Source organism: Streptococcus sanguinis (assembly GCF_013343115.1).
GTDB lineage: Bacteria > Bacillota > Bacilli > Lactobacillales > Streptococcaceae > Streptococcus > Streptococcus sanguinis_H.
The window spans coordinates 126,756-138,554 of sequence record NZ_CP054570.1 but is presented as its reverse complement, the minus strand read 5'-3'; the positions used below and the strand labels follow the sequence as shown (position 1 = coordinate 138,554).

At 42.0% G+C, this 11,799-nt stretch carries 9 protein-coding genes; 1 reads left to right on the top strand and 8 read right to left on the bottom strand.

Annotated elements, in window-relative coordinates:
• Window positions 1-55: 55 nt before the first annotated feature.
• Window positions 56-1,090: an NAD(P)H-dependent amine dehydrogenase family protein gene (locus FOC72_RS00690; protein ID WP_032913978.1), complete on the bottom strand. Its 1,035-nt coding sequence runs from the start codon at window positions 1,088-1,090 to the stop codon at window positions 56-58.
• 86 nt (window positions 1,091-1,176) lie between these two features.
• Here FOC72_RS00690 and FOC72_RS00685 point away from each other — a divergent pair, with 86 nt between their 5' ends.
• On the top strand, window positions 1,177-2,013 hold the full coding sequence (locus FOC72_RS00685; protein ID WP_002893734.1) for a MerR family transcriptional regulator: 837 nt from the start codon (window positions 1,177-1,179) through the stop codon (window positions 2,011-2,013).
• 147 nt (window positions 2,014-2,160) lie between these two features.
• Here FOC72_RS00685 and FOC72_RS00680 read toward each other — a convergent pair whose 3' ends face one another.
• From FOC72_RS00680 to FOC72_RS00650, 7 genes are all read right to left on the bottom strand, one after another.
• Window positions 2,161-6,378, bottom strand: a complete 4,218-nt coding sequence (locus tag FOC72_RS00680) for a GH32 C-terminal domain-containing protein (protein ID WP_002893735.1) — start codon at window positions 6,376-6,378, stop codon at window positions 2,161-2,163.
• Between the two features lie 282 nt (window positions 6,379-6,660).
• Window positions 6,661-7,599 (bottom strand): ATP-grasp domain-containing protein, encoded by a 939-nt coding sequence (locus tag FOC72_RS00675; protein ID WP_002893738.1) that lies wholly within the window; start codon window positions 7,597-7,599, stop codon window positions 6,661-6,663.
• A gap of 14 nt (window positions 7,600-7,613) precedes the next feature.
• Window positions 7,614-8,864 (bottom strand): dicarboxylate/amino acid:cation symporter, encoded by a 1,251-nt coding sequence (locus FOC72_RS00670; RefSeq protein ID WP_002893741.1) that lies wholly within the window; start codon window positions 8,862-8,864, stop codon window positions 7,614-7,616.
• Window positions 8,865-9,404: 540 nt separating this feature from the next.
• On the bottom strand, window positions 9,405-10,454 hold the full coding sequence (locus FOC72_RS00665) for a DUF389 domain-containing protein (protein ID WP_002893746.1): 1,050 nt from the start codon (window positions 10,452-10,454) through the stop codon (window positions 9,405-9,407).
• Window positions 10,451-10,774, bottom strand: coding sequence for a potassium channel family protein (locus FOC72_RS00660; RefSeq protein ID WP_000825751.1), 324 nt, complete (start codon window positions 10,772-10,774; stop codon window positions 10,451-10,453). The genes FOC72_RS00665 and FOC72_RS00660 overlap by 4 nt, the downstream gene beginning before the upstream one ends.
• Window positions 10,771-11,130 carry a hypothetical protein gene (locus FOC72_RS00655; RefSeq protein ID WP_000397555.1) on the bottom strand — a complete coding sequence of 120 codons (360 nt, stop codon included), beginning with the start codon at window positions 11,128-11,130 and terminating at the stop codon, window positions 10,771-10,773. Before FOC72_RS00655 ends, FOC72_RS00660 begins: the two co-directional genes overlap by 4 nt.
• Window positions 11,055-11,357 (bottom strand): TMEM175 family protein, encoded by a 303-nt coding sequence (locus FOC72_RS00650; RefSeq protein WP_006151097.1) that lies wholly within the window; start codon window positions 11,355-11,357, stop codon window positions 11,055-11,057. The genes FOC72_RS00655 and FOC72_RS00650 overlap by 76 nt, the downstream gene beginning before the upstream one ends.
• Window positions 11,358-11,799 lie beyond the last annotated feature (442 nt).

The window sequence follows — 11,799 nt, the reverse complement described above, 5'->3', positions numbered from 1 at the left end:
TTAAAAACACACCTCCCACTTGATGCGGGAGGTGTATTTTTAGTTATAAGCTCTGCTATTTTTCCACATAGGTATGAAGCGGATAGGTCGGATAGGCCAAGTCACGCGCCAACTCAGAGGTCACATAACCTGCCGGTGCATCTAGCACAGAAGGGATTCGATTGACGATAGTGGCACAGGTCAAGGCTACGGTATCAGGCTTGCTGACTGAAAAGGCTAGATTTGGCTCACCAGTAATTTCCCAATCACACATATCTCCGTCATTTTCCCGATAGACCTTGCCAATACACTCTACTTCCAACTCAATTCCCTGATGGGTATGAATGGTTGTCACAGCTGACATACCCGTTACTTGCCCCGCCGGAACTGTGCGACCCAGCGTTTCAGAATAAACATCTTCATCCAAAATGTAAGGAACACTTTTTTGTGAAATATCCTGAATGGTCCAGTTCATCTTAGAGCAAATAGCTTCAGCAGCATTCCACATATAGGACGGCAGACTCTCAGCACTGGCAATTTCCTTTTCAAATCGCTCTGAATCGTAACCAGCACCATGCGCTTCTGCCAAAGCCAGACCATAATCTTCCACATTATAGCTGGCAATCCCTTTCACCTTTTGAATGCGATTAAGGCCAGACATAGCCAAGCAAGGCATATTAATCCAGTAAATATCCTGCATGCCTGAGCCCATTACAGTGACACCATATTTTTTAGCCAGCTTGTCCAAGCGGTTTGTTTCGGATGGCGACGTCGTCCAAGGGTAGATGGCTTCCTCACAGGTCGTGATGATATTAACTCCATGCTTGATAGCTGTTTCAAAAAAATCATACATTTCCGGCATATAGGAAGCAATGGTGACAATGGCAATGTCTGCGTCACACTGGTCAAACACACTGTCAGCCTTATCAGAAATCAGGACACCAGTCTTATAGCCTAGCTCTGCAAAGTCACCGACATCTTGCCCTACAACAGCTGGATTGTTATCAATAGCTCCGACGATTTCTACACCGTGATCCAGTAGGTACTTGAAAATCACTTTAGACATCTTGCCGCAGCCATATTGGACAGCACGAATTTTTGTATTTCTCATGGCAAACCCTCCATTAATTGTTATTATTTTCACAATTATAGTATAATATCTCTAGCAACTAGAGAGTCAATAGAGGGTTTTAAAAAATGAAAAAAATTTTGCGTATCGGAGAATTTTCCCAAATAAATCAGATTTCCATCCAAACTCTACGATTCTATGACCAAATCGGTCTTTTAAAACCCTATAAAGTCGATCCAGAAACCAACTATCGCTACTACCACATCAATCAATCTTCTCTGGTTGACTCCATTCAGTACCTGCGTCAACTGAATTTTTCCTTAGAAGACATCAAAGAAATCCTATCTGACAAGGATCACTTTCAACTGCATCAGCTTATCGAGGAACGCTATCAGCGCCTTCTAGAGGAAAAAGAGAATTTAGAAAAACAAATCCAAGAAATCGAAATCTTTCGGTCTGGTGCCCGTATCTATGGCGAAAAACAGAGCGAGCAAGAACTGGAGATCCTAACTTTTCCTGAGCGTCAGCTGCTTACTTTTGAAATTGATCAAAATATTTATCAAATGAAAAGTGAAGAATACGAACTTGCTCTCCGCTGCTTCAAGCAAGAAATCCTGCGTTACAGTCCTTTTTTCACCCATTTCAGCCGTGTTGGTTCCATTATGAAACAAGAAGATTTCCAAAAAGAAAGATGGATTTCCAAGCAACTCTGTCTCTTCCATCATACTCCCAATGAACTCCCTCACTTAAATCGAATATTGCTGCCGGCAGGAAATTATGCTGTTGCTTACTGCTCTTCCTTTGCAGATGAACTTAAAGCTCTGCCGCATTTTTACCAGGCTCTTATCCAAGCTGGATATACTCCTGTGGGCGATTATATCTGCGAGGTCATTCATGAACAACCACAACTCCAGGAACAGCACCGCGATATGTTCATCCGGATGCAAGTTCAGATAGAGGATTAAAAACAAACAGATGGATGTATCGGAATTCTTGCCAGATACTGGAGCAAGCTCAGCCAAAAACGAATCACTTCACAAGCCGTAATTATATCAAAAAAGGATGGGAAAACACCCATCCTTTTTATATGCCAATAACCATTGCTTAGCACCTTAGTCTTCTTGTTTCTTTCTTCCAGCTAGAAGCCCCATTCCCAGAAAAGCTAAACCAACCAGAGGCAGAAACTTATCTTCTTGAGTGCCAGTCTTAGGCAGAGCTGAGTCGGGAGCTGGCTGCAATCTTGGCGACGGAATAACTTTCTCTTCCTCACCTTGCTTTAGAGCTTGAGGCTGGGTCCTTGTCAAAGGCTGTTTAGCACTTTCAGCCACCACCTTGCTGCCAACTTCTACTAGTTCGTCAACTGCTAGAGAGAGCACTTCCTGACCGAGGATGGTTCGCTGACCCTTCAAGACTTCTACAAAGACTCGTTTTTGACCTTTTTGGCCGGCTACAAGTATCCGCCGCTGCCCTCTTTCCAGTTCTGGATTTTCCTGTTCTTGAGTCTGATATGCAATCTCTTCCATTACGACTTCTAAGAAAGGTTTTTCTTCCACTAGGTCCTTTATCCCCTCTTCCGGAGTGACCTGATGACTTGGTTTTACAGCCAGAGCAGCAAGAGCTGTCTTCAGATCTTGCTCTGCTCTATCTAAATCTGCCTGCTCCGCTTTTTCATCTGCCAAGAGAGACTGGGCTCGAGCCAAGGCTGACTGGTAAGCCTGAACTGTCTCATCTGTGTAGAGGCTTGGATCTAGACTAACCGTACTGTCTACCACTTTCTGCAGAGAAGCCTTATTAACTGCTGGGGCATGAAGATTGGTCACAAAGAAATTGCGCGCTTCCAAGTCTCCATCCCAGAGTCCTAGACCGACGTAGGCATCATTATAATAAGGCTCAACCGTATCAAATTGGTGGTTCAGGTATTCTACACCGTCCACAGATACACTGACACCATTTTTAGTTTTCACTAGCTTAACATGGTGGAACTGGCCGTCATTAAGATGCTTGCCATTCATGCTACTTTCTGCAATCGTCTCTCCCATAAAGTGGTAAAATCGAATCTTATCATTATCGCCAAATTGAATAGAATAAGCATTGCGAGGATCAACATTTTCAGACGCATAGAAAATGTTAATCAAGCCTTTTTGATACTTGAGATCCACATCCAAGTTATACTCAGAGAAAGGAATCTTCTGACCTCCCATATAATAATCATTGGCGCTGGTATTCTGATTATAGAGGCTTTCACCGTCGACATACCACTTACCAGAGACAGCTTTTAAGTCTGGAACATTGGTCTTAAAGTCATTGCGGCTGATATTGATGGTGAAGGCCTTGGAAAGGCTTGGATTTTCCTTAGAGGTCGCCGTTACCTTGACCACACCCCTTTGCAGAGCAGTCACTCGCAGCTTGTTGCCATCTTCCGTGACAAAGACCAGGTCTGGCTGATCCACATTCCAGCTGATCGCTTGAGAGACACTTGCTGGCATGACATATGCCTTCAAATCCAAGGTATCGCCGACATAAATATTATTTGTTACAGGAGAAGCCTGCACTAGTTCCAGTGGTTTGGTCACTGCCTGTTTGTCTTTCCAGATGCCCTTCAGCGGATAAAGAGCAATGTCAGCCTTAGCAGCACCACCTTTTACAAAAACACTAGCCGCAAGGCTATTTGGCGCAGGGAATATCTGATTGGCACCCGCCACAGTATATCCTTTGGCAAAGACTTCTAGGCTGGAGCGATCTACATAGAGATGCAGATCTATGCTGCCATCCGCATTGCGTTTGACGGACTGACTATCCACCTGAGCAAATTTATTACTGAGAAGAATCCCAGACTGACTGCGGTCAATAGAAAGAGTTTCCTTTTCTAAATCATAGATAACTCTAGTCACTTCTCCATCTCCAACCCGCAGGTTAAAACCGACTTTCTTGGTCGTTTCACTCGGCCGGAAAGTAGAGACAATTTCATACTGATCACCGGAAAAATCTTTCAACAGCTCATTCTTCTCACTAACTTCCACGTCTTTATATAACACAGCCTTGTCTTCCTGACGCAGAGACTGATAGGCTGCTATTGGCGTCTGAGTCAGCCGATAGCTGCCGTCTTGCTTGATAATGCCTAGTTTGAGGTTAAGATTGAAGGTTCCGTTGAACTTCTGACCGACGGTATCGGCTACCAGATTACAGTAGTCTTCCCAGGTATTCATCCAGTTAGACTCGATAATGTCAGGTAGGGTTGGATTAGCCTTGCTGCCAAAGTCCTGAACGTAGTAAGTCATGGCTGCATAAGAGTCTTTACCAAAGTTCATAACCTGATCAGCCTGAGCAAACTCAGCATCTGGGACGAAGGTCCACTTGCCCTCCACCTGTCTAAAATCACCGACCTTATAGGAGCGACCGCCACGAGACAGGACCCACTTAAGGCTACCATCGTCTGCCAGTAAAGGATAGAGATCTGGACACTCCGTATGGAGATCCACATAAGTTGACTCCACCTTCCAATTACGCAGATTATCAGAGGAATAAATTCTCAGCGGTCCGCCTGCGACGACCATAAACCATTTACCCTCCCAACGGAAGACCTTGGGATCACGAAAATCCTGAGATTGCAGTGGATCGTCCGTCCAGTCAGCTGCAATTTGATCAAGCTTCGTCCAAGTCCGGCCCTCATCTTTACTGTAGGCCAGCTTGATGCGCTGACCGTTTCCGTCGGCAGTAATCAGTGCGACTAAACCGCCCTGGTCATTTTCAAATAAACCAGAGGAATTGGTAGTATCTGCTACGATAGAGCCTGAGAACATAGCCCCATTAGCATCCGGATAAAAGGCAATCGGCTGTTCTTCCCAATGAATCAAATCCTTGCTGGTCGCATGACCCCAGTGCATAGGCCCCCATTTGGTATCGTCATAAAACTGATAGAAGAAATGATAGACTCCCTTATAATAAACCAGCCCGTTGGGATCATTGGCCCAACCGTCCTTGACCGAATAATGATACTGACCGCGATAGAGCTCATTGTAGTATACCTCATCTGCCTGCCGACGATGGACATTGAGCCGGTAAGTCAGGCTGACCTCCTGCCCATCCGCATCCGTCACAGTGCTGGTCACAGTCAGATAGTTTGCCCCCACTACCAGCGGAATATTCTTCAAATCACTATAAACCCTACCTGCAGCATCGGTCACGCTTACCTTGGCAGCAGGATTTTTCGCTACGACAGTCAAGTCTACATTCTCAGCATCATGTTTGACATACTGGATAGTAATAGGGGCACTAAACTGACCTTTCTGCTCCACTTTCCCAACCGAAGAAGTCACCCTTATATCCTCCAACTCGGGATTAGACTGAGGAGTGATTTCTTTGTAAAAGGTGTTTTGAAAAAGCAGCTCGCTATTCCAGTTTAGTAAGCCAAAATAACCTTCTGACAGATAAGTATTCTGCCCCTTATCATCTCTCTGAAGCGTGTAATCTCCTGAGCTGGCCACTAGAATATCATTGACATAGTAGGATACCCAAGAGCCAATTGAAACGACCTTGAGCCGATATTTATTATCATCCGTTGGCTCGATATGCTTTTCATTGATAAACTGATAATCACGCCCGCCTTGCCAACGCCAAAACTTCACATTGTTGCTGCCACCATCAATATTAACTGCATAGCTGCTCTTGTCATCTGGATTATTATTACTGCGGAAAATGAGGGCTGCCGCCCCTTCCTTACTGAGGAAAGTTACATCCGTTGAGTAAACAAAATCCTTGCCCTGACTTTGAGAGTAAAGGAAACTATCACCTTTGCCTCTGGCATCACTATAAAGTCCTTGCTCTCGGACTTCCCAAACTCCATTTTTGTCTCCCTTGGCTTCTGCCAAATTAGTATTGAAGCCTGGTTGCTTATCTACAGTCTCTACGGCAGGGAGTTTTTCCGCAGCAACTTCCTTCGCTGCTGGCTGTTCATCTTCTTCCTGTTTGATCTCTTTGGCATTTGCTGTGACTTGTTCTTCCTTATCGGCCTTTTGATTGGCTGACTCTACTGCTGCATCCTGACTACTTGCTTCTGTCGCTGCAGTCTCCCCGGCTACAAGGTTCTCTGTCTTATCAGCATTCCTTGTAGAAGCAGCTATTTGTCCGCTCTCAGGCTTCGAGACAGCTGATGAATCAGCCTGCAAGACCTGCGCAGGAGCTGGATTAGCCTTACCCTCATCTGCATAAACAACTCCACCGCCATCTAACAAGAAAGCTCCAAAAGCCAGCAAGGCACACCCAAAAACCCAACGCTTTCCGCTTTTTCTCATAAACCAATTTTTACACACTTTTTCCTGATGATTTTTCATGACACACCTCAATATTCTAAAAATAAAATCAGACTCCTCACAACCAAATCACTGTTACATAACACACTCCTTTCAACTTTTCTTGTTCAAAATGAACACCTCGTTTAACACTTAACTCCCTTATAAAAAAGAAGCAATCTCAATAATCTAAATATAACAAATTTTTGTAAGCGCTTCACCTAACGTTTGTCACAAAAACAAAATGACAGATGTCATATTTTAGAAATAATGAAGAAAAAAACAAAAAGCCTCCTAAACGGAAAGCTCTTGTTTGTTTTAAATTTATTCTGGATAGGATGCTGCCAGCTCGTTCTTTAGATATTCTGCCAGATGCTGATGAGCAAAAATTCCTGCTTTTTCTTCTGCTGTCGGATTATAGTTGGTATTGGTGTTCACATCATAGACATAGATCTGACCTGCCTCCGACTCTACCCACTCAATAGCCGCCACATCAATACCAGCCTGAGCTAGAAATGTCTCATAAGCCTGTCTTTGACTAGCAGGCAGCGGCTCCGTGATTTGAAACTTATCCGAGGTCTCTAGCTGATCAGGCCTTTGTCCAATCTGACACCCATCTGCCGGACAAAGCTGAAAGCCATCTGATGAATCAATGGACACAGTATAAAGAAACTTCTGGTTGATAAACTCCGAACGACGAATGCGACCATCCGCAGGCTTGATATAGGCCTGAAGCAGAGTGATTCCATCCACAGAAGGCTCAAAAGCAGGACTGTCTACATAGGCTTCTAACTCTTCCTCACTATTGAAGAGCTGCACTCCCAAACCTTTCCCAGCCCGATTATGCTTGGTAATCAAGGGATAAATATTAAGCTTTCTAGCTGCCTCAAGAATATTCTCCTGTCCCAAAACGGCTACTGTCTCTGGATAAGCAATTCCAACCTCAGAAAGCTTCAAATACTGTTTAATTTTGCTAATTTCCAGATTAATAGCTCCGCTTCCGTTGATGACCTTGCGACCGTGAGCTTCCAGCCAAGTTAGAACCTGCTCTGTAAATTCTGGTGCATAGCGGTGTCCACGCGTATGAGAAGAAGCAGACATCCGATTGTAGAAAATTCCTGTTGGGGGCGGACTCTGCAGATCTAAGATCCCACTTGACAAATCCCACAGTTCATAAGGCACCTTGTCTTTCTCTAGCCATTTGACCAAGTGCTGGGTCCACTCCAAATTTTCATGAATAACATAAACTTTTGCTTGACTCATAATTCTTCTCTCCTTTAGGAATATCGAACAGCCAGCTTACTGCTTTTCGATTCTTCTACTACATTGACTTCCGTTTTTTCAATGACACTGACAGCCAAGACCTGACCTAGAACATTGAGGGCAGTACGACCAGCATTGACAAAGAAATCAACTGCAAAAATCAAAGCAACTCCTTCCACCGGCAGGCCTAGCTGAGGTGCAGCTGCCAGCAAGACAACAATCGCTCCAGAAGGCACTGTTGCAGCTGTTTTACCAATCAAAGTCAAAAGCAAAACAGTAAAGAAAAGTCCTGATACAGAAAAAGCAATCCCATAAGCATGGGCAATAAAAACAGTTGCTACAGAGAAGTAGACAGCAGCCCCTTCAAGATTAAAAGTATAACCCAAAGGCACAACCAAATCTATGACATGCTCATCATGCCCCTGCTTCTTTAAATCTTTCAACAGTGGCGGAAGGACAACACTGGAACTGCCAGAGACAAAAGCCAAAGTCAGAAGACTCCAAATCCGTTGCAAGCTTGTCAGATAAGGAATTCTGAAAGCAAAAGCAATCAAAGGAAAAATCACTAAAGCTAGCACCGCATAAGCCAGATAAGTCCCTGCTACAAATTGCCCCAAACCGACCAACTTGTCAACTCCTGTCGTAGCCACATCCTTAGCAATAAAACCAAAAATACCAATCGGAGACAGCTTCACAATCACACCGACAATTTTATAAATAGCCTCAATCCAAATCTGCAGCAGCTCAACAGCTTTCTGAGTCTTTTCTTCCTTGAGACTTCCAAGCCCAAATCCTAAAAATATAGCAAAAACAATAATAGGAAGAAGAGCTCCTTCTGAAAGCGACTTGACAATATTAGAGGGAATGAAGCTAAGCAAAAACTCATCCAGCTGAATACTTTTGGCAAGCCCGTCAATGCTTGCTCCCTCCTGACCGATATTGACTCCTTGGCCAAAGCCCAGATAATAAGATGCAAAGACAAAAATAAAGGTAATCGCCGTCGTGACCCCAAAGAAATAGAGCAGACTCTTTGTCAAGAGCTTTCCAAAAGATTTCTTGCCGATCACACCAGCAACAGCTACGACCACAATCGGAAAGACCAGCGGAATAATCACCATATTAATCAAACTGATAAAAGCTTGACCCAAAAACTGGTAAAAAGCCGAAAACTGTGGCCAGATAAGAGCAACAAGAACACCCAAAATTAAAGCAATCAAGAGTTGCAAGCCCAGAGAAACCTTTGACCATAAAGAAACTAACTTCATTCCAAACTCCTTTAGTCTATTTTGTTAGCTATTTTACTATGATTGCCCCTATCTGGCTAATATATAATTTCTATGAAAGTAATAGAAGAATTTTATGGTGGAGTTGAATAGTGAAAAAAAGACATCCAAGAGAGTTCTCTTGAATGTCTGTAAAAGTTGATATAATCGTATTGATTAACGTTTTGAGAATTGTGAAGCTTTACGAGCTTTCTTAAGACCTGGTTTGGAAAGTATGAATTTCAGTTGGACTAAAAACAGCGTAATATCAAGACTTTTCTCCGCTTTTATAAAAGCTTTTTTCCAATCAAATTCAACTAATTTTATCCGAATGGTGTGGATTTTACCCCCAAAATTACAGAGAATGGAGCTGATAAACACTAAACGTTCACACCATTAGTTAAATGATTTTTTGTTCATCATTTTTCTTAGATGATAGAACTTCTAATTTATTTCTTATTCAAGCAAAAACAACCTGCTATAAGTAAGAAAGAGGAAGATACAAGAAAAACACGGCGTAAAAACCGATTCAGTTCATTGTCCTCAATCCTTGTCTGCTTCATTTTCTTTTACGAGATCGTTTTGTGAATCTTTTTCAGAGAGTTTTTGATCAATATACTTGTCAATGTTTTCATAAAATTCCTTGGTCGCTTCACTATCTAATGTTGGCGAGTTCTGAACTTGATTCACTTTCAATTGAACAGATTGAATACCGTAAGAGGCTTGTTTTTGGTGGAGTGTTTCTAATTCTTCTTCTGAAATCGGATCTCCAACAACCGTCAAGACCAATTCATTGTTACTTGACTTGTAGACTTGATTAATAACCGTATAATTGGCGAACTCTTTTCCTACAAACTGTTTGATCCCTTCTTTGCGCGCTTGTTCTATTGTCAGAGTAACTGCCGAATAGCTAGCTGGAAGAATCAACAATACAATCAAAGATATCAAGCCAATTCTCATTTTAATGCTCAGCTCTTTAAATGAAGTTAAAGGAGTTTTTCTCATCAAAATTCTTGTTCCAACAATGTTGGCTAGCATGATAAAGACACAGTTGATCAAGAAAAGATAGAGAGCCCCCAATAAAAATCGTACATTCCCATTAGCTAAACCATAGCCAGCAGTACAGATAGGCGGCATCAGAGCTGTAGCAATGGCTACTCCTGGCACGATATTGTTTGCTTCTTTTTTCCTTGAACCGATCACACCAGCAATCCCACCAGCAATAGCAATGAGGACATCCCAAATGGTTGGAGAGGTTCGTGCAATCAACTCGCTACTTGCATAAGACAAGGGAGAAATCCAGAAATACAGAGTCGAGACAAGCAAACTGACCAACACTTGAGTCAATAAAACCTCTAGAGATTGCTTGATTAAACGCGTATCAAAAATAGCTAAACCGAATCCCAGTCCAACAATCGGTGTCATGAGAGGTGAAATCAACATGGCTCCTATAATGACAGCTGTTGAATTCATATTTAGTCCGATAGAGGCAATAAAAATTGCACACATCAAAATCGCTGTATCTCTCAATCGAACATGAAGGTCATCGTATAATTTCTCACGGTATTCCCGTGTTGAATAATTGGCAGTCATTTGTCCTCTCCTCTTTCCTTATTTAAATTGGTATAATAATTAAAAATAACAGCTGATAAACAGCCAAAAAATATGAGCCCATAAATCGTCAAGAAGACACTGGTAATCCTTCCAATCAAGGTCACAGCTAGGAGATCCCCGTAGCCGACAGTCGTCGAAGTCACAAAAGCATACCAAAGACCGTCTCCGTAATTTGTGATAGCAGGTTCAACTAGGAAAAGCACGCCTCCTGACCCAAAAACAAAGGTCACAAAACTCAGAGCAAACCGAGTAAAACCCGTAACCTGCATAATATGCCATAACATTTTTAAACGTTTCATTTGTTCTCCTTATTCATACTAGCTCCTGACCGAGCCGTTTTTTTCCAATAATCAAAGTGAAGATAGGACATGATCTCCATCAGAGAAAGATAGACAAACTGATAGATCTGATTTAAGCTGATTATCAACTGATATTGTTTGAAAAATGACTGGAAGAAAGACCAGATATGACTGTCTTGAATCAGTCCCTTCTTAATATCAGACAGGATATTAGCTAAAGCTCCCAAGGACTGAAACGGTAAATCCTTGACATTTATATAGATCCGGTCCACCACATCATTCAGACTGGTATCTTGGATGGCATGAAATTCTCCAAAGAGAACTCCTGCCGCTCCAAGAGTAGAAACAAATTCCACCAAATAATTTCTGAGGAAATTTTCTCAACCTTTTCCCATAATGTGTTTAGTGCCATCCATAACGATCCCAACCAGAAAAAGGAAAGAAAACAAGCAAAGAAATTTTGCCGTAAATCCCAAAAAGCTTCAAGACTTGGTGTTGTTGGTTTTTCTAACTCTAAAACCAAGATGGTCATAATAATTGCTAGAACAGCATCTGTCAATACAATTAATCTGTCTTTCTTCATCGGATTGCATCCCCTTTCTTTTTTGTAACATTCTATCTTATCGCATAATATTGGATATTCTTTCATAATCCGACTACAAACAAAAATAAACCAAAAAGTATGTCCCTATTATACTATATTTAACTCTAGAAGTATTCATCCATCTAATTAATAAATATATCATATTTCACAATAAGTGAATACTATCAAAGATTCATCCCCTTTCACTTCATCATGTAGTGTTGCTTAGATTTATCAAAAACAACCAAATTTGTATTAATTTCAAGTATCACCTAGTTACAAAAATTTGGGGTGAACAGAAAAAGCATCCCGTATTTTTGATACGAAATGCTTTCAATAAGTTTAAATAAGTTTTAACGTTTACTAAATTGTGATGCTTTACGAGCTTTTTTCAAGCCTGGTTTGGAAAGTATGGATTTCAGTTGGACTAAAAACAGCGTAA